11 protein-coding genes are annotated in these 19,979 nt (G+C 70.9%); 8 read left to right on the forward strand and 3 right to left on the reverse strand.

Translation table 11 applies throughout. The features are described 5' to 3' along the window. Nucleotides 1-2 precede the first annotated feature (2 nt). From HV824_RS02925 to HV824_RS02960, 8 genes are read left to right on the forward strand one after another with little or no spacing between them, the layout of a single operon-like run. A complete protein-coding gene (locus tag HV824_RS02925) occupies nt 3-404 on the forward strand; it encodes a GPW/gp25 family protein (RefSeq protein WP_176416720.1) in 402 nt (133 codons plus the stop codon). Further along, nucleotides 405-2,747: a putative baseplate assembly protein gene (locus tag HV824_RS02930; protein WP_176422604.1), complete on the forward strand. Its 2,343-nt coding sequence runs from the start codon at nt 405-407 to the stop codon at nt 2,745-2,747. Further along, complete coding sequence (locus HV824_RS37925; RefSeq protein WP_176416718.1) at nt 2,747-5,167, forward strand: phage tail protein; 2,421 nt, start codon at nt 2,747-2,749, stop codon at nt 5,165-5,167. Before HV824_RS02930 ends, HV824_RS37925 begins: the two co-directional genes overlap by 1 nt. 5 nt (nt 5,168-5,172) lie before the next feature. Continuing rightward, complete coding sequence (locus tag HV824_RS02940; protein WP_255207709.1) at nt 5,173-6,093, forward strand: hypothetical protein; 921 nt, start codon at nt 5,173-5,175, stop codon at nt 6,091-6,093. A gap of 27 nt (nt 6,094-6,120) precedes the next feature. Next, nucleotides 6,121-7,974 carry a hypothetical protein gene (locus tag HV824_RS02945; RefSeq protein WP_176422605.1) on the forward strand — a complete coding sequence of 618 codons (1,854 nt, stop codon included), beginning with the start codon at nt 6,121-6,123 and terminating at the stop codon, nt 7,972-7,974. Nucleotides 7,975-7,977: 3 nt separating this feature from the next. Beyond that, nucleotides 7,978-12,492: a hypothetical protein gene (locus HV824_RS02950; protein ID WP_176422606.1), complete on the forward strand. Its 4,515-nt coding sequence runs from the start codon at nt 7,978-7,980 to the stop codon at nt 12,490-12,492. A 14-nt stretch (nt 12,493-12,506) separates the two neighbouring features. Further along, entirely contained in the window at nt 12,507-14,276 is a 1,770-nt protein-coding gene (locus tag HV824_RS02955) for a hypothetical protein (RefSeq protein ID WP_368738011.1), read from the forward strand. Then, nucleotides 14,273-16,246 carry an ATP-binding protein gene (locus tag HV824_RS02960; RefSeq protein WP_176422608.1) on the forward strand — a complete coding sequence of 658 codons (1,974 nt, stop codon included), beginning with the start codon at nt 14,273-14,275 and terminating at the stop codon, nt 16,244-16,246. The genes HV824_RS02955 and HV824_RS02960 overlap by 4 nt, the downstream gene beginning before the upstream one ends. On the opposite strand, the gene HV824_RS02965 is transcribed toward HV824_RS02960, so the two are convergent. The 3 genes from HV824_RS02965 to HV824_RS02975 all read right to left on the reverse strand — a co-directional run bounded on the left by HV824_RS02965 (nt 16,243) and on the right by HV824_RS02975 (nt 19,960). Then, complete coding sequence (locus tag HV824_RS02965) at nt 16,243-16,905, reverse strand: glutathione S-transferase family protein (protein ID WP_176422609.1); 663 nt, start codon at nt 16,903-16,905, stop codon at nt 16,243-16,245. The genes HV824_RS02960 and HV824_RS02965 overlap by 4 nt on opposite strands. 89 nt (nt 16,906-16,994) lie before the next feature. Next, complete coding sequence (locus HV824_RS02970) at nt 16,995-18,686, reverse strand: sulfatase-like hydrolase/transferase (RefSeq protein WP_176422610.1); 1,692 nt, start codon at nt 18,684-18,686, stop codon at nt 16,995-16,997. Between the two features lie 74 nt (nt 18,687-18,760). Further along, nucleotides 18,761-19,960 carry an extracellular solute-binding protein gene (locus HV824_RS02975; RefSeq protein ID WP_176416711.1) on the reverse strand — a complete coding sequence of 400 codons (1,200 nt, stop codon included), beginning with the start codon at nt 19,958-19,960 and terminating at the stop codon, nt 18,761-18,763. Nucleotides 19,961-19,979: the final 19 nt, after the last annotated feature.

Below are 19,979 nucleotides of genomic sequence, written 5' to 3' on the forward strand. Positions count from 1 at the left end.
CCATGCTCCCGAAGCCTCCCGACAGGCGCCCTCCCGTGGGCTTCCCGCTGCGGCTCGTGCCGGACGAGCGCGGCGAGCTGGCGTTTCCTTCGCTGGAAGCCAGCGTGCGTCAATCCATCGAGGTCATCCTCCGCACGCGCCCCGGCGAGCAGCTCATGCGACAGGGCTTCGGCGCCGGGCTGGAGCGGATGATGGGGCAGCCCAACACCGTGTCCACCCGCCGGCGCATCCAGGAGCTGGTGCAGCGCGCGCTCACCGAGTGGGAGCCGCGCCTGGAGCTCATCCGCGTGGACGTGCTGGAGCTGGCGGACCTGCCCGCCCAGGTCCGCGTGGAAATCGTCTACCGCCTGCGCCGCACGGGTGACGTGCAGCAGCTCGGGCTCGCCATGGACCTCGGAGGCTAGATGCCCATCATTCCTCCCCGGCTCGACGACAGGAGCTTCCCGGACCTCGTCGAAGAGCTGCTCTCCCGAATCCCAGGCCACACCCCGGAGTGGACCCATGCCCGCGTGGGCGACCCGGGGCGCACCCTGCTGGAGCTCTTCGCCTGGCTGGCGGACTCCATCCTCTACCGCGCCAACCTCATCCCCGAGCGCCAGCGACTGGCCTTCCTCCGGCTGCTGGGCGCGAGCCTGCGTCCCGCCGAGGCCGCCACCGGCGTGGTGAGCGTGCACTTCGACACCGAGGTGCTCCAGCCGTCCGTGTCGCTGCGGGCCTTCTCCTCGCTGCGCAAGCCCGTGCCCTTCGAAACGCTGGATGAGCTGACCGTGGTGCACCTCACCGCGGAGGCATACCGCAAGCGCCCGCTCACGGAGACGGAGCGCCAGCAGCACGCGTCGATGCTGCCCCGGCTCGCGCAGGTCTATGGCCTGGACCCCAAGGCCCAGCACGGCTTCTACGCGTCGACGCCCGTGTTCCCGCTCGGCGCCGCGGACCCGCGCGGGCTGGACCTGGTGACGGAGACGGTGGACGGCAGCCTGTGGCTCGCGCTGCTCGCCCCCAAGGCGGAACACGTGGTGGCCCTGCGCGAGGACTTGACGAAGGGGAACGGACAGGGGCCTCGCGTGCTGAGCGTGGGCGTCTCCCCCGTCATGGAGGTGCCCGCCCTGTCCGAGCTGCTCGGGGCGCGCGGCCGACTGCCACACGTCTGGGAGGTGACGGGCACGCCCGCCGCGGACGGGTCGCCGGTCTACCACCGGCTCACCGTCATGGCGGACTCGACGCAGGAGCTGTCCCGTCGAGGCGTCGCGCGGCTGCTGTTGCCCTCCGACCTGGGCGCGCCGGTCAACGACGTGCGGGCGGACACGCGCGCCGGCCTGGGCGACCGGCCACCCCGCCTGGATGACCCAAGAGTCGCGGCGCGATTGGTGACCTGGCTGCGCTTGCGCCCCAGCGGCAAGCCGGAGCGCTTCGCGCTGGGCTGGGTGGACATCAACGCGGTCGAAGTGGACCAGCGCGAGACGACAGGCGGACGCCTGATTGGACAGAGTGACGGCACCGCGGAGCAGGAGTTTCGCCTGCCCTCCGGCTCCGTGGAGCGAGCGACCTTCCAGCTCTTCATCGAAGAGCCAGGGGCGGGCTACCGCGAGTGGCGGCTCATCGAAGACCTCGCGCTGGCCCGGCGCGACGAGCCCGTCTACGCCCTGGACTCAGAGGCGGGCACCGCCCGGTTTGGAGACGGCGTGCGTGGACGCGTGCCTCCCGCGGGTGCCCAGGTGCTGGTGGCCCGGATGCGCAGCGGCGGCGGCGCCGCGGGCAATCTCCCGCCTGGCAGCCTGAAGGACCTCAGCGCCTTCCGGGTCGATGGAAGCCCCGCACCGGGGCTGCGGGTGCAGCAGCCGGAGCCCACGCTGGGGGGCCGGGACGCGGAGACGCTGGCGGAGGCCGAGCGCCGCATCCCCGCGCTGCTGCGCCACGTGGACCGGGCCGTGACGGAGGAGGACTACCGACGGCTCGCGGCGAGCACCCCCGGCGTGCAGCTGGGCCGCGTGGAGGTGCTGCCCCGCTTCGAGCCGAGGCGACGGCGAGACGGCGTCCCCGGTGTCGTCTCCGTCATGGTGTTGCCCACGGCCACGCGGCTCGAACCGCCCTACCCGCGGGCGGACCGGCCGCTGCTGGAAGCCGTCCACGCCTACCTGGACGCGCGCCGGCCGCTCACCACCGAGCTCTACGTGATTGGCTGCGAGTACGTCCCATTGGGGCTCGGCGTGGGCATCACCGTGCGTGAGGGCTTTGGCAGGGAGACGGTGGTGCAGGCGGTGCGGCAGGCCGTGCGCCGCTTCATCTTCCCGCTGCCGGCGGGAGGCCCCACTGGCGAGGGCTGGCCGCTGGGCCGGGACGTCCAGGACCGGGAGCTCTATGTGGCGGTGGCGCAGGTCCCCGGGGTGGCCAGCATCGCCGGGGTGAGCCTCTTCGCCTGGGGAACGGTGACGCGCGTGCTGAGAGATGCGCGTCGCCCCGGAGCCACGGCCGACGTGGCGCGCTTCACGGTGGAGCCCCCTGCTCCGTCCGTCCGTCAGGCCGAGGGCCCCGTCAACCCGAGCTGGCTCCAGCTCAAGGGCAGCACCGCGACGACGCCGGTGGAGCTGTCCATCTCGGACTGGCAGCTCCCGGAGTTGCTCAAGGTGGCGGTGAACGCCGACGGGGAGGTGCCGACAATGCTCCACGGCATCGGCGATGAGGGAAGCGGCGGCATGGACTCCTCGCAGGCGGGCGTGGCGGTGCCCATGGTCCCCGAGGTCTGCTGATGGACGCCAACCGCCTCCGGTTCTACATGCTGGCGGACACGCAGGACTGGGCCACGGAGAGCTCGGTCTCAGAGAGCGAGGTGTGCCGCTACGACGCGAAGCGCAGGACGCTGCGGCTGGGGAGTCTGGGAGAGACCCGCACCTTCGATGAAGTGCTGGACCTCGCGGTGCTCGAGCCCAGGCTCGCTCGCGTACCGGGCGCGGTGGACGCCTTCGGCACGTGGGCTTGGTGGGACGACGTGGCTGGACAGGTGCGCGCGGCGGGCGGGGGCGCTGGCACCACCCTGCGCTTCGAACCCGCGCAGGTCGGGTTGTCCGGCGCGGTGACGGACCTGTCGCCTGGAGCTGGCGGCGTCCTCTACCTCGCGGTGGCCCAGCGCGTGGTGACGCTCCACCTGCGCAAGGTGTGGTCCGCCGAGGTGTTCCCGGCCGAAGGTATCGCCGCGCACCGCATCGCCGCGGACCCGCGGGGTGGCGCCTACGTCCTGAGCGGTCCGCCTTCCTTCGCGCCCGACGCACCTCCCGCCGTGCTCGGCCGGGTGGATGGGCAGCCGCTCCCGGACCTCCTGTCCATTCCCTCCGGCGCCGGCTTGTTCCGTCCCACGGAGGAGAACCCGGACCCGCCTCGGACCCGGTTGCTGGAGACGCTCGCGTGGCCCGGCGAAGTGCCGGTGGCGCTCGCATGTGACGCCGAGGGGCGGCTGGCGGTGCTGAGCTGGGTCATGGACCCGGCGCTCGCGGGTGTGCCCCCAGACGAGGCGTATGCGCGGCTGCGCTTCTACACGGGCCGCTTCTCCACGCCCGTCGCGCTCCCGGGCGTGCTGCGGCCCTTCAGCCTCGCCATCCTTCCGGACGGCCGCGCCGCGGTGCTGTCGCTGCTCAACGACGGCAAGGTGGAGGCGGTGGCCTACGCGCTCCCGGCCGGTGCGTCAGAGGCGATTCCCCAGGGAGACTACTTCCCACTGCCCGGCCATGACGGTGGGCCCTTCCTCCAGGGGGCGCAGCCGCCGCACCACGCCGTCACCCCGGGACTGGCCGACCTGGCGCCCGTGCCGCTTCAAGCCCTGTCGCTGCCCCGGTGCGCCGAGCGGGGCCGCGCCGCCAACCCGCCGAACCGGCCCTTCGACTCGGGCGACGGGCGCACGGTGTGGCACCGCCTGTATGTGGAGGCGCTGCTGCCCCCCCGCACCGGCGTGCGCGTCTGGCTCGCCGCCACCGACGAGCCCCTGGCGCCGCCCAGCGACTCTTCGCGCTGGCACGAGCATCGCTTGGGCCTCATCCCGGAAGCCCCTGTCCACCCGGACGTCCCGCACGGGAGCTGGGTACCGCTGCCGTCGGAGGTGCCGTTCCAACCGGGAATGCTGCCCGCACCGCCGGCCCCGGGCGAGAGTGGCCTGTTCACCGTCCTCATCCAGCGCGCCCACACGAAGGTGCGTGCGCTCTCCGGACGGTACCTGTGGGTGCGGGTGGAGCTGTTCGGCGACGGGCGCCGGACGCCCGAAGTGGGAGCGCTGCGCGCGTATGCATCGCGCTTCTCCTACGTGGACAACTACCTGCCGTCCCTCTATCGCGAGGAGCTCTTCGGCGAGGACGCGGACACCGCCGGCAGGGCGACCCCCGCGGACTTCCTGGAGCGTTTCCTCGGCATCGTCGAAGGGGTGCTGACGCCCATCGAGGACCGCATCGCCCATGCGCACGTGCTCACCGACCCGGGGCACGTGCCGGGTGATTCGCTGGAGTGGCTCGCGAGCTGGGTCGGCCTCTCCTTCGACCCCGTCGTGGGCGAGCGCCAGCGGCGCGCGATGCTTCGGGCCGCGCCCGCGCTCGCCCGGCGGCGCGGCTGCGTTGACGGGCTGCGCCTGGCGCTGGACCTGGTCACGGACGGCGCGGTGAACCGAGGCGCGGTGGTGGTGGTGGAGGACTTCCGGCTTCGGCGCACGCTGGCCACCATCCTGGGCGCGGACCTCGCGGACGCGGAGGACCCGTTGCTGCCGGGCCTGGCCCGGAGCGGGAACTCCTACGTGGGCGACACGCTCTTCCTCGGGGATGAGACGCGCAAGGAGTTCCTGGCCGTCTTCGGGGACGAAACGCTGCGGAGCCAGGCGGAGGCGGAGGCGGTGGAGCAGCTCCTGGAGCGACTGGCACACCGGCTCACGGTGCTGGTGCACCAGGGCACGGACACGCGGACCCTGGGCCTCATCCGGAAGGTGGCGGAGCAGGAGGCCCCCGCGCACGTGTTGGTCTCCGTCATCACCGCGAGCCGCCCGCTGCTCGTCGGAGTCGCGTCGCTGGTGGGCGTGGACACCTACGTCGGGCCCGCTCCCGCGCCCACCTCGGTGCGAGTGGGCCACAGCGTGCTGGGGCTCGCGGACGTCATTGAACGTCCGTCGAGCCTGGACCCCAGATTGGAAGGAGGTTGATGACCATGTCGCCCCCGAATGACGCCTTGCTCGACGCGGAGACGCGAGACCGGCTCCACTACGCCACCGGCGTGCTCCTGGACGCGGGAGACTTCACCGCCGAGCAGACCTATCACCGAGGCCGACTCACCCGGGCCCTGGCGTACCTCCATGGCGTCGGGACGGTGGCCGGGCTCCATGTCAGTCACTTCGAGGGCACCGAACCGGAGCATGAGGAGCTCCGGGTGTCCGCCGGGCTCGCGTTGGACCCCTTCGGCCGGTTGGTGGAAGTGCCCACGGACGCGTGCCTCAAGCTGGACCGCTGGTACTGGCAGGAGCCGCTGGCGCTGGCCGACTTCGGCGTCTTCACGCCCGCCGAGTACCGGCTGAGCCCCGATGCCGCGGGCTATCCACCCACGGGGGTGGTGGCGGACCTGTTCCTGCGTTTCCTCCAGTGCGAGCGCGGCAAGACGCCTGCCTTCGCAGCGGGGCCCTTCGACGCCATGGACGCCGTGGTCGCCTCGCGCGTTCGCGACGGCTACGAGCTGCGGCTGGTGCCGCGCTCCACGGCGTATCCCCCTCCGGAGGTCCCCAGGAGCCCCTTCCCGGACCCCGTGGACGAGCCAGACCCGGTGCAGCGGCGCCTCAAGCTCCGGCAGGCCATCTTCAACGCCTGGAGAGGCAGCCGCGAACAGGAGCTGGCGAAGCTGTGGAGCGACACCTTCATCCCCGCCTCGCTGCTGACGGACCCGACCCAGCCTGACTTGAAGATGAGGGATCCCGCGTGGGTCTTCCTCGCCCGCATCGTCATTGGCGCAACGGACGTGGAGGACGTGCGCGGCACGGAGGTGCGGCCCACGCGGCAGGGGGCTGTCTACGTCGACAACGATTTGAGGCCCTTCAGCCTCTCTACCGCCGCGCTCGCCCGGTGGATGGGCGTCTTCTAAGCCTGACTCTCTCGAAGGGGGATAACCGTGTTCAACCCAACCAGTGGACCCGCCCGGGAGAAGCTCACCTGGGAGACGGCACAAGCGCTGGAGACCGCCCGGGCCATGGTGCACGACGACCGGCGCGTGCGCTCCTTCTTCTTCGACGGGCGCTTCCTCACCGCGAAGGACCTCACGCGGGAGCAGAACTACTTCCTCACGCGGCAGGCCGACCTCTCGCGGGCCAATGGCACCGGGGTGATGCACGGGCTGAGCGTCACGCCCAGCCAGGACCGCACGACGCTCACCGTCCGCCTGGGCCATGGGCTGACACCCGGCGGCGAACTGGTCGTCGTACCTCGTGACTTGACGGGCATCCGCCTGGACGACATCCCGGAGATTCAGCGGCTGGACGCGGCCTTCGGGCTCGCCCCCGTGCCGCGCGAGCTGGCGCGGAGCCGCTCTGGGTTGTACGTGCTGGTGCTGCGCCCCGTGGAGTACACGGCGAACCCGATTGCCTCATACCCCACGTCGCTGGGCGCCGCGCGGACCACGCAGGACGGCGACATCATCGAGGCGGTGGCGCTGACGCTCATCCCCTACCCAGACCCGGTGGGCGGCGGCAACTTCGAGACGCGCCGCGGGCGCGCGGCCCATGAAGTCTTCGCCGGGGCGGGGATGCGGAACCTCCCCGTGGACGCGCTGCCGCTGGCGATGCTGGCGCTGGACCGAGGCACCCTCCGCTGGCTGGACACCTTCCTGGTGCGACGGGAGGTGGGCGCCGAACAGCGCAGCGTGGTGGGCTTCGGCGTGGCCCCACGCGAGCTGCGTGAAGCACACGCGCTGCAATATCAGCAGCACCTGAAGGAGGTGCTCCAGGCGCGTCGCGCCGCGGGCCAGAGTGAGCGGTTCCTCGCGAGCGAGCACTTCTTCACGCTGCCCGCCGCGGGGACCCTGCCCGCGGCGGCCATCGAGGCGGGCAGCCTCACGGAGTTCTACTTCCCGCCCGAAGTGGACGTCGAGCTGACGGTGGTGGCCGAGGACGAGCTCGGCGCCATCCTCGACGAGTCCCTGCAACTGCCCCCCATCGACCTCACGCGGACAGGCGAGGCCCTGGAGTCGGTGTCCGTCCTGGTGATGGTGCCCGTGGCGCGCCATGGCATGGCGCAGCGGCTGGAGGGCCTGCGCGAGGTGCTGCGCGCCGCGCCGCTCAAGCTGCGGGCGGCGGCGGTGGGACAGGTGGCGCGGCGGCTGCCCGCGCATGCCCTGCTGGACCTCACGCGCCGCTGGCAGGTCCAGCCCGCGCCCGAGGCGCCCGTGACAGACCTGGTGGACGCGGCGTGGAGCGAGCTGCTCTCCGGCTCGCGGACCCTCTGGTATGCCTGCCGACGCAGCCTGCCGCACCACCACTCCGCGGCGGGCCAGCCGCTGCCCGAGCCGGAGGACCACGACGGCGAGCAGCACTTCGAGGAGCTCGTGAAGAAGCTCCGGCAGGCGGAGCTCTATGACGAGTTCTCCGCCCTGCCCCAGCGCGGCACCGCCATGGCCATTGGCCAGCTCGTGCCCCTGCTCAACACGCTCGCCCACGGAGCCACGCGGTGGCAGTTCGCGGGCATGGCCTCCGCCACGCTGCGGCTGGAGCGCATTCAGCACAAGGAGTACATGGCCGCGCTCAACCGGTTCCCCGCCACCGTCAAGCAGGGCCTGGCGCGGCTGGAGGCGGAACCCAGCCTCCTGGACGTGCCGCTGGCCACCCTGGCCGCGTCCTACCGGATGCCCGACATCGGGGCCTACGTGATGACGCTCACCGCCGCGTCCTACGCCACGTTCGTGACGGAGTTGAAGAAGCTGCTGGATGAAGGCGTGTCGCTCGACGAGGCGTTCCTGACGCTGCGGGGCTGAGAGATGATTACCAAGCCGATTGCGGATCCGCTGGCCAACGAACATGTGCTCCGCGTGGAGCCACGCATGGCGCCCTTCGGCGTGGACGCCGAGTGGCGGAGGAGGGCCCACTTCTTCACGGGACGCGCCGTGTCGGCGGACGCGCTCGCGCTGGAACAGGAGCATCGCGCGGGGAGGCTCGCGCTGCTGGGCCAGCACCTCACGCCGGGCATCGTCGCCGGGCTGGAGGTCCATCTGGAGCGGGAGGGCCCACGGACCTTCCTCCATGTCCGGCCCGGCAACGGCATCGCCGTGACAGGTGAGGACGTCATCGTCCGCCGGCAGCTCCGCGCCCCGCTGGGAGAGCTTCCCCTCTTCCCAGGGCACCGGGACCCCTCCACGTTCTCCCTGGAGGCGCTCGCCAACGAGGAGCCCCCCGTGGACCCGCTGCTGTTTCCCAAGGCCGCGGTGCTGGTGCTGGTCCCCACCACGTCCGTGCTGCCGCCACCGGCCTCGCAGACCGACGCCTGCGAGGTGGACCCGGAGTCCCAGTCCTTCGAGGACGCGGTGCGCACGGAGGGCGCGGCGCTGGTGCTCTGGGGCTGGCCCCAGGGCTGGGACATGCCACAGGACTACTCCCTGCGCTGGCGCAGCCGGCTGGTGTACAGCCTCTTCGAGCGGGAACGCCGTCGCCGGAGTGGAGTGCTCGCCCCCTGGGAGCACGCGGGCGTTCCACTGGGGCTGCTGGGCTTCGGGCAGGGGCCAGACGGGCCCGAGGCGTTGTTCGTCGACCGGCACGCGGTGGCGCGAGCGGGTGGACTGCCACGCGCGCGCACGCCGTTGCTGAAGTCCCGTGGCTCGCCCGTGCTGTGGCAGGCGCGCATCCTCCAGTTCAACAACCACCTGGCGGAGCTTCCCCCGGAGCGGCTCGCCCAGGACAAGGCCATCCTCTATTTCCGCCGCCTGCCGCCCGTGGGCGTGCTGCCACCGGACGCCGTGGACTACCGCGCGTGGACGCGGCGCTTCTTCCCCGACCGGTTCGAGCTGGAGGCGGTCCCCATTCCCCTGGAGCAGCTCGACACGGTGGCGATGGCCAGCGCGGCCCTGGAGCCGCTGGACATCACCCGCGAGGAGCGCGTTCGCATCCTCGTGCCCGTGCCGGGCGCCGTCTATGAGCCGGGGCTGCTGCATGACGCACCGCTGGACCCCGCCTTCCTCGCCGCCATCGAAGAAGGTCTTCAGCGCCTGGGCGGATGGCTGAAGCGGCGCCTCGTCGTGCGCGCCCGGATGAGCACCCTCAAGGACAACCTGTACGGCGCCACCGGCAAACACTATCCCCTGGTGGACCCGGAGGCCGACCCGGACGAGGCGCGCTACATCCCCGCCGCCGATCCGACGAACCCCACCGAAGAGGACTACGGAACGTCGGGTGAGACGGTGCCCTCGGCCGAGGCCTACCTCCAGAACCACTTCGAGCCGTCCTGGGAGTTGGCCGTCGACGCGCGCTCCGACTTGCTGCCTCGGCCCCAGGGAGACCCGACACCCCGGCTGGAGTTCGCGGGACAGCTCACCTCCGCGCCCCTGGTCATCTCCACCGAGGAGCGGGCGCATGTGTTGTTCCGGGGACCGTTCTGGACGCTGGGCTACCGGACCTTCGACGGCCGGGCGTGGAGCAAGGTGACGCAAGTGATTCAGGGCAGGGTCAGGTCACGCTCGGTGCCCGTCGCGGCGATGTGGCCGCGCGGGCGGCTGGACGTCTACTTCCGGGACGACCAGGGCAACCTGCACAACACCTACCTGGACACCCGCGTCAGCAATCAGCCCTGGAGCAGCCCTCGCGTGCTGACGACCGGCGTCATGGGAGATGCCGCCGCGGTGTCTCCCTCCGAGGGACGCACGGACGTCTTCTACCAGGCCCTCCGAGGACAGGTCCTCTCACTCTGGTGGATGACCGTCACCGCCTCGCGCGTCATCCGGCCGAGACCCCTTGAGACGCCGCTGGCGTTCAAGGGCGAGCCCATCTCCGCGGTGGTGTCACGGGGCCTGCTCATGGCCTTCCTCCTGGACGCCCAGCGCAACCTCCAGCAGGTCACCGTCTCCCCGGACCCCACGCACGGCGCGGAGGTCTGGACGAACCACTCGCTGGGACGGGAGGTCCGCTGGTTCAAGGCCTGCGCCTCACCGGATGACGGCACCGTGGACCTGGTCGCGCTCTCGGGCAGCTCCCTGTTGCACCGGCGCTTCAACGGGCTGGTGTGGAGCGAGTGGAAGGACCTGGGCGGCGGCCATTCGCTCACCGCCGCGCTGTCCGCGCCGGGCAAGGGCGTGCTGGATGTCCTGTCCCGCGCGGTCAACGGGCGCATCCTGTACGCCCGGTTCGATGGCACCACCTGGACGCCCTGGAGGACGCTGGGCACCGAGGTGGCGCGCTCCGCGCCCGCGGCCATCCGCCGCGGCGAACATCTGGATGTGATTGTCAGGGCGCGTGAGAACCTCCTATGGCATCGGCCGGTACGCTCGCCCCTCCACACCGCCCAGCGAACCCTGGGCCTGCGTGGGCTGATGCGCGACCTGTCCAACCGGATCCAGCGCGTCGACGAGGCCGTGGACGCGGCCTTCCTTCAGGTCCAGTCGGAAATCCATCGCGTCCGCCAGCTCATGCTGGGCAGCACCGCCTCCGCCGTGATGACGGCGTCCCCCGTGCTGACCGACGTCGCGCAGGCCGAGACGCGCGTCGCCACGCTGACGGACGTGGAGAAGTTCATCGGAGTCTTGAGCGCGAAGCGCAAGGTGAGCTGGTCCACGGTCCGCTACCTGGACCCCACCAACCTGCGGGACCGGCTCCTCAAGGTGTCGCCGGTCATCGGCACGCTTCACTCGGCGATGGCCATCAAGCGCGAGGTGCTCGGGAAGCTGTTCACGCTGCTCTCCGGCATGGAGTTCAACCTCGAGTCCGTGCAGGTCCCCAACGTGAAGGTCCCCCCGTGGCGGAGGTCGCGCGTGCCACCGGTGGACGGAGAGCCGCCGCCCCCCCCGGAGCCACGCATCGGCGTTCCGTTGAGCGAGCTGCGTGCCCTGACCGCGGAGGATTGGAGCCAGGTGTTCACCGACTACGTGGCGCCCAAGGTGCCCACGCGAGCGGAAGAGGCCACCTACTTCTCCATGTCCGTGGCCCAGCTCGAAGACGTCCTGGCCGTGCTGAGGAACCTCGAGGACCGTGTCATGCAATACCGGGAGGCCCTGGAGGAAGGCGGGCGCCTGGTGAGCGTGCTCCAGGCCCATGAGGCGCGGGGAGGCGAGCGCCTGACGGTGATTGGCACGGAGGTCTCCGAGTCGCGCCAGGACGTCATGGTGGCGCGCGCGCTCCTGGCCGAGGAGCAGGCCCGACTGCAGCGCATCAACGAACGACGCACCCAGGTGCTGCGCGAGCACGTCCGCTTCCTCGTCTACCACCGGCCCAGAGAGCAGGTCCTGGACCGCGCCACGCCCGTCCGCGCGCTGGACACCGGCATCTACGAGTCGGAGCTGCCCGCGGCGCTCGCGGAGACACGCGCCGCGCCTCCGGAGCTCTGGGCCCTCATCCAACTCCTGCGCGACGCCCCGCTGAACTGGTTCGCGCAGGGGCCATCGCTGTTTCAGCGCCTGGACCGGCTGGACCTCGTCCACCGGACCCTGGAAGAGGCTCGGCGGCGCGCCACCGTGCGCGCTCCGCCCGTCCTGCCCCAGATAACCCGCGCGCCCAGCCGCTCGGGTGAAGGCGTGAGTCGTGTCTTCACCGCGCAGAGCCAGCTTGTCTCCCAGGCCCGGGGCGTCACCGCGACGCTGGAGCTGGCCAGCCTCGTCCACCGCGGCTGGGCGGAGCTGGTGACGCTGGCGTTGCCCATCACCTCGTTCGGCGACCTGATGGACGCCGCGCACGGGCGACCGGACGTCGCACAAGCCGCGGCCCGCGAGCTGGAGAACATCGCCAAGGTGGCCACGTACCTCTACTTCCTCTTCGGCGAGGTGCCTCCACGCGTCCGGATGGAGTGGGCGTCGATGCTGAGCGAGTATGACGCGCCGTGGGACCTGAGAGACCTGGCCCGGCTGCCCCAGTGGAACACGCTGGAGGTCATGAGCCGGCGCCAGCTTCAAGAGCTGGTGGACTGGCTCTTCGCGCAGATGAACCCGTCACGCACCGAGGCCGTGACGCTGATGAACGACCTGGTGCGCTCGGCGCTGCTGCTCGCGAGCCACGCCCCGGTGGGAGAAATCGTCGCCGGGCACCTGCCGAAGCCAGCCCCCGCAAGGGTGGGGACGGTGCTGGACCTGCAAGTGGACCCTTCGCGCATCCGCGTGGGCACCCATGTGCTGCTCGCCTCCGGCGTTCACACGGTCCAGGCCGTGGTGGAGGACCTGGGCACCGGCACGGCGCGCGCGCGCGTGTTCTCCACGAGCGCGGCCAGCGTGAACCTCGCGGAGAAGACGGTGGCGAAGTTCTCCGAGCCCGAGCAGCGAGGCGGTCTGCTCCCCACGCCGCGGCGGACCTTGCTCCGGTGACCTCGGAACGGCGAGTGCGCCAGGTGAAGCTCGCGGCGGCCAGCCCCTCGCTCGTCCAGAGAGGGGCGGTCCTCCTGGAGGATGCGCTGCGCACCGCCTCCCTTCCGGATGCGCCCGGGGGACAGGTGCTGGTCATCCGCCGACTGTCGCTCGGGACGATTCACGCGGACCTCGGCCCGGCCACGCTCTCGCTCGTCGTGGAGCAGCGCGTGCGCGAGCTGGCGCTGCTCGCGGTGCCTGCGCGGTCGCGGTCCGCCGCCACCGCGCAGGCGGTCTACTTCCGGGATGAGCTGGAGCCCTTCGTGCTGCTGGCCACCCGGCTTGCCCAAGGGCTGCCCCTGGACGCCTGGTTCTGGCGGTTGGCCGTCCCTGGACTGCGCCCAGGGACGCCCCGAGACGACGCGCTCCGCCTGGCGCTCGCCGGCGCCTTGCGGACGGGGCCTGGCCATGCCGCCGCGGTGACGCTCGTCTCCGAATTGCACGCGCTCGGCGCGCTGGCCCCCCTGCTGGGCGCACTGCGATGGCAGGATGGACCCGCGCTCGCCCGAGCCTGGTGGGGACACCTGCCGTCCCGCCCGGCGCCGAGGCCGCCCCTGGACGACGTGGGCGCGACGGAGCAGATCCCCGAGCCGCTCCGGAGCACGCTCGCGCACTGGACACGCGCATGGGGAGCTGGCGACGCCCGTGCCTTGTGGCTGGCCGCGGTGGCGCTCTGCACGCGCATGCCCTCCCGGGTCGCCGCGCCCGATCTTCCGGCGCGGGCATGGCGGGTGCTGGGGGCGCGCCAGGCTTCCCCTGCGGCACACCTGCCCACGCCAGGGGAGCCGCCCCAGCGAACCCCTCCGAAGCCGGACGCGCCCACTGTCCCCGCCGCCACGGGCGTGGTCTCGGGAATCGTCGCGTCGTCGCCGCCATCCTCGCGAGCGCTCTCCGATGCGCCTTCTTCCGCCGACATGACGAAGCCCCTGGAGGGAACCTCCGCGACCCCGGCGGGTGAGTCAGCGGCTCCGCGGCAGATGACACGCCCCGCGCCCGCGGACGCCGACGAGGCGCCCGGAGACACCGGAACCACGCCTCAAGACACGCCTCTGTTCTACGCGACGGAGGAAGCGCTCCCCACGGTCGCTGGGGGACTGCTCTTCCTCGTGCCCATGCTGAACACACTGGGCCTGGGGGAGTTCCTGGCGGTCCATCCCGCCCTCGCCGACCTTGGAGTCCCGGAGCGCTTCCTCCGGCACGTCGCCGAGCGCCTGGGGGTTCCCTCGACGGACCCATTGCTCCGCGTGCTCCAGGAGGCCGCGGCGCCGTTGCCCGAGCCCAACCCCTTCATCCTCCCCGTGCGCTTCCAGGCAGGCATCGGCGCGCGAGCACCGCTCCGTCTCGTCCGCGAACCCACGGGACGCCGCGTTGCCTTCGACGCACGGACCCGGATACCGCTCGCCTCGACAGCTCACGGGGAAGCGCTGCCGCCACCGTTCGACCAAGGCCTCACGACGACGCCCCTGGCGCATCGACTCCCCTGGGATGACGCCACCCTCATGCTGCGCGCGGCCCTGCTCGCGGTGGGCGGCGTCACGCGACGGCTGGCACACATGGGGCTCAGAGCGCTCGTCCTCCGTCCCGGCCGCCTCGTCGCGACCCGCACGCATCTGGACATCGTCTTCGCGGCCTCGCAGGTGGATATCCGCATCCGCCGCGCGGGGCTCGACGTCAACCCGGGCTGGGTGCCCTGGCTCGCCCGCGTCATCCAGTACCACTATCAATACGACGAGGCCGGAGCATGACGACGTCCTCCCTGCCCCTTCGCACCACGGTCCTCGCGGCGTTGGCCCTCACACAAGAGGACTCAGGGGATGGAGAGGCCATTGAGCTGCGCTTCCTGCGACAGCACCTGGACGCAACAGGGCGGGACTGGGTCGCTCGGGCGCGGGAGCGCCTCACACGTCCGGGCGCCGAGGATGCTGGAATCGTGATGCTCGGCGAAGCGCTCGGGCTCTCGCTGGTGGAGCTCCTCGCAGTGGTCCTGGTCGCGGCCGTCGAGCAGGACCCGATGGTGGGCCGGGCCGTCGCGTACCTTCAAGCGCCCGTGGGGGCGTCCCGGCCAACGCTGGGCCTGGTGTCCAGCGCGCTGGCGCCGGCCGCTTCCGTGGGCCAGGAGGCCCTGCTCCTCCTCACCGCCGGAGCGGCCCTGGGCAGCGGCCTGCTGACGCGCCTCCGGGAGGAGCTGCCACTCTGTGAACAAACGCTGGCCATGCCGCTGCAGCTCTTCCTGGCGCTGTCCGGCCACGACGTCACCTGGCCTGGGGCAACGCTCGGCTCGGCCCACCACCTGGAAGTACCGCTGCCTCCGTCCATCAGGGATGGCGTGCACCGGTATGCGCGCTTTCTCGCGGACAAGCCTCGGTCGTCGCTCGTGCTGCGCGGCACGTCCCTCTCTGAGACCCGCACCGTGGCGGCGGCGGTCGCCATGTCGCTCGGGCGCGAGCCCCTCTTCCTCGGAGCGGAGCCACAGCCGGGATTGGGGCCCTTCTTGATTCAACGAGGACTGCTCCCCATCCATGTCCACGAGCTCGGGCCCGGCGAGCGGAAGGTCCTTCCCAACCTGCCGTACTACGGCGGCCCCGTGCTGGCCCTCACCGGTCCGGAGGGCACGCTCGACGCGGCGGACCGCGCGGTGCTGCGCTGGTCCGTTCCACGACCTCCCCGTGAGGAGCGGCGAGCGCTGTGGGAGTCCTCATTGGGCGCACCGGCGCTCGCGGAGGAGCTGGCCCGACGGCACCGCCAGGGCGCGGGACGGATTGCCCAGCTGGGCCGGCTGGCGCGGCAGAAGGCGGAGCTGGACGGGCGGCGGGGGCCCGAGCTCGAAGACGTGCTCGCCGCGGCGTGGGTGGCGGAGTCCGAAGGCATGAGCACGCTCGCGGAGCCCTTGATGGACGCCATCCACGACGACGCCATCGTCCTGGTGCCTCAGGTGAAGCGAGAGCTGGAGCTGCTCCTGGCGCGGTGCCGCGCGCGGGACGATCTGGTGGACGGCCTGGGCCCCTCCGCGACGGTGCGCTACCGCGCGGGGGTCCGGGCGCTCTTCATGGGCGCGTCGGGCACGGGCAAGACGCTCGCCGCGGGCTGGCTGGCCACGAAGCTTGGCCTGCCGCTCTACCGCGTCGACCTGGCGTCGGTGACGAGCAAGTACATCGGTGAGACGGAGAAGAACCTCTCGCAGCTCTTCGCGCGGGCCGAGCATGCCGACCTGGTGCTGCTCTTCGATGAGGCGGACTCGCTCTTCGCCAAGCGCACCGACGTGAAGGACTCGAATGACCGGTTCGCCAACGCACAGACGAACTACCTGCTCCAGCGAATCGAGGCGTTCGACGGCGTGGCCCTCCTGACCAGCAACAGCAAGAGCCGGTTTGATTCAGCCTTCACGCGCCGCCTCGATGCCATCATCGACTTCACCCTGCCCGGACCCGCCGAGCGGCGCGCGCTCTGGACCACGCACCTGGGCACGGCGCACGAGCTCCCCGCCAAGGAATTGAGCCGACTGGCGGCGACGGCGGACCTGGCCGGAGGGCAGATTCGCAACGTGGTGCTGACGGCCGCGCTGATCGCGCGTGAGGCGGGCCGCGCCATCCACCCACCGGACATCATCGAGGCGCTCATGCATGAGTACCGGAAGCTGGGCCGCGAGCCCCCCTCCGAGCTCCGCGCCACGCCCGTGGGGTCCGCCGGCGGCCCCCGTGACACAGGGCGCCGCTAGCGCGCGCTGCCCGCCGGGGCGCCGAGGCGCTGCTCATAGGCGTCCAGCGTCCGCCGCCAGGCGGGCCGTGCCTCACAGCGCTCGCGGTAGGCGGAGACCCGGGGGAAGCCGTCGAGCACGCCCGCGTTGCGCACCTCGCGCAGCACCGTGGTCATCAGGATGTCCGCCACGGTGAACGCCTCGCCGGTGAGATATGGACGCTCCCGAAGCCAGTCCTCGAGCGCGGTCAGTGCGTGCTCGGCCCACTTCACCAACCCGGGACGCCGCTGCGCGCCGGTGGGGTCGGCGGCGCCGAGCAGGTCGATCATAACGATCTGGAACAGCGGCGGCTCCAGGGTGTTGAGCGCGGCGAAGCACCAGCGCGTCACCTGGGCGCGGCCCTGGAGATCCGCGGGCAGCAAGCTGCCCGTCTTCTCCGCCAGGTACAGCAAAATCGCGCCCGTCTCGGTGAGCACGAAGCCGTTGTCCTCGAGCACCGGCACCTGCGTGAAGGGGTTCAGCCGCCGGTACTCCTCGCTCCTGGTTTCCCCCGCGGGATGATCCACGCCATGCACCCGGTAGGGCACCCCCATCTCCTCGAGCGCCCACAGGGCGCGCAAATCGCGCGTGAGACCGACGACCTTCGAGTTGACGCGGCCGAAGCCGTAGAGCGTGAGCATTCTAGCAATGTTGATGCCGTTCCCGCCCACTGTCGAGGAGTCAGGCCGCCCCAAGTGCGAAGGCCGCCGCTCCGTCGAACGGCGTGACCTCAGTCCCGCAGCGGGCCCTTCGTCGCCGCGCTTCGATTCAGGCTCTGGGGCAGCAGCCGCTTCTTCTCGCGCTGCTCCTTCAGGACCTTGTCGAGCGCATCACGGACGTCTTGCGGCAGGGGCTGCGCCGCCACCGCGCTGCACCGGTTCCGGGTCTCCAGCGGGTCCTCCGTGAGGTCGTAGCACTCGTACTCCCGGGGGATGAACCGCGCCGTGGCGACCTCGTCCGTGTTCCCCGGCGCGCCCGCGAAGAAGCGCGGGTTGTCCGAATAGCAGCTGTACTTCCAGAGCGTGTCGCCCGTGAGCTCGGGGAGGCGGGTGACCACCGTCTCGATGTGCTTGGGCTGGATGACGCCCGCGAACTCCTGGCCGGTGAGGTTGTTGGTCATCTGGAGCCCTGACTCGACGTTGTCGTCGGTCATGAAATAGATGGGCTCATGCCGCTCGGCCTCCCGTCCCAGCACCAGACCGGAGAGGTCCCTGCCCACCAGCGGCTGCGCCTCCGAGTGGTCCCTCGCCAGCGCTCGCCGGGCAGCCTCCGCGTCGATTCCGGCCAGCCCCAGCAGCGTCGGCACCAGGTCCACGTGCGACGTCACCAACTCCGTCCTCCGGGGCTCCGGAAACAGCCCTGGATTGGAGATGACGCACGGCACATGCAGCGTCTCCTGATAGGCGTTGTACCACTTCTGCATCATGCCGCCGTGAGCCCCGAGCATCTCACCATGGTCGGACGTGAGGACGACGATGGTGTTCTCGAAGAAGGAGGTCTGCTTGAGCTGCGCATAGACACGCTGGATGTGTTTACTCACCTCCGCCATGAGGAAGTAATAGAACTGCCGGTACGACGCGGTGTCCCGCTGCGGCAGATACATGCGCGGATACGTGTAGACGTAGTCCTTCTGACAGCGCGGCTTGCTTTCGAGCGACTCGCCCGCCGTCGGTGAAGGCGCCACGTCCGGCAGCTTCCCCGCTTGCTGAAGGTCGCTGAACTCGGTGAACCAGGGCACGCCCGAGAAGACGATGTCGTGCGGATTGACGAAGGAGCTCACGACGAGCCACGGCGCCGCGTCCCCCTTCGCGGCCTGCTGGTCCAGGTCGCTCAGCAGCCTGCATACCTGGTCGGCAAAGCCTGGGTCACGGACCGTGCCGTCGTTCGCCTGGGCCGAGCCATGCGGCTCTGGGCCAACCCACCCTGAGAAGCCGAACTTCTCCAGACGCCCGGCCTGCTCGTACAGGGCGATGCGCTCCGGGTAGGCGTCGCCGCTCACGCCATTGCTCATGAGGGGCGTCTGCGTCCCCGGCACCAGGATGTCCTCGTCAGAGAGGTGCCACTTGCCCCGGTAATGCGTCTGATAGCCGCCCTGCCGGAAGTACTCGCCCAGGGTGGGGACGGTGTTGGGCGCCAGCCAGTACATGTCCGGGTCGAACGAGGACTTCCCGATGCCGGGCGTCTGACTTACCCCGTGAAGCGATGGATATTGCCCCGTGTAGAGCGTGGTGCGGCTGGGCGCGCAGGCCGTGGAGGCCGTGTGGTGCCGGAGGAACTCGAGGCCATGCTGGCGGAGCTCCTGGCCGACCCGGTCATTCTCGACACGAAACCGCCGGGCCTCCTCGTTCTCGTACGGAGGAGGGAAGCGCTCCTCGTCCGTGGTGATGATGAGGAAGTTGGGGCGCTTGCCAGCAACCGTCATGTCACGACCTCCTGATGGTGAACGCAAACTGTAACGCAGAAGGCCGTGACGCATGACGGCACCCGCATCTCTTTCTAATTCAGCGCGTCCACCAGCGCCGCCTGGAGCGTCCTCCGGTGCTGCGGGAAGCCCTGATTGGGATAGGGCCGGGCCCCGCTCAGGAACTGCACATACTGCTGATACATCGGGTCGGAGCGCGCGGGCTCCTGCTGATAGAACGCCTGGGTGGCCTGCAGCAGATAACGCGGCGTCGTGCCCTGCGGCGCGTCCCCGCTGAACGCGATGAGGCTGCGCACGGCCGGGTCCTTCATGAAGTCGGTGAAGGCGCGGGCGTCCTCGGCACACGTCCCCATGCACCGCGCGTTGACCACCAGCGCATCCACGAACACCGCGGGCGCGGAGCCCGTGCCCAGCGGAACGGAGATGACCTCTGGAAGCGCCATGCCCGGGTTCGACTTCCGGACGAAGAACAGCCGCTCCGTGTAGCCCATGAAGCCGTTGGCCTGCCCTGCCGCGAACGCCTCTTCCGCCAGGGCATTGTCCGCATAGGTGCCGTCGAGACATGGGTTGACGCCTGCCTCCAATTCACAGCTCTTCACCACGTCCTCGAACGAATCCAGCGCTGGCGCGTCCAGCGGCAGCGACAGCGCCTGGGACAACACGCCCGTGGGGTTCGTGTCGGCCCAGGCGTCCAGGTAGGACGAGGGCAGCGTCCAGCTTCCGCTGTAGTTGGCCGCAAGCGGGCGCACACCCGGTGCCACGTCCGTGAGAATCTGGACCAGGGAATCGCCATCCGTGGCCGACGACAGGTGGGGGCTGTTCGAGTAGACGACGTAGCTGCACAGGTAGGTCGGCACGCCGTAGCGCTGGCCCGCGATGGAGACGGCTTCTTCCGCCGCCGGATGCGCGACGCCCGCCTCCAGGGCAACGGGCTGCACCCAGCCCTTCGACACGAGGTCACCCATGATGAGCGTGTCGACCTCCACCACCTGCGCGGCCCCTGCGCCCTGGCCGAGGAGCTGGCTCAGGGTGCCTCCGTCATCCAGGTCATAGAGGTCCAGGTTCGCGTCGAACACGATATCCACGTCGATGTCAGAATGCGCCCGCTCGAAGTCCGCCTCCAGACGCTGCTTGAGGCTGGCGAAGCCATCCCCCGCCGAGTCTGGAATGTAGGGGAAGAGCACGACCTTCAACGGCCGCGGGGCCTCGGGTTCGGGCTCCAGGCAGGCACTCAGGAACAGGGCGAGGACGCAGGGCTGGAATCTCCATTGCATGGTGTGGCTCCGGCGAGGT

Origin of the sequence: Myxococcus sp. AM009 (assembly GCF_013372605.1) — a bacterium.
Taxonomy (GTDB): domain Bacteria; phylum Myxococcota; class Myxococcia; order Myxococcales; family Myxococcaceae; genus Myxococcus; species Myxococcus vastator.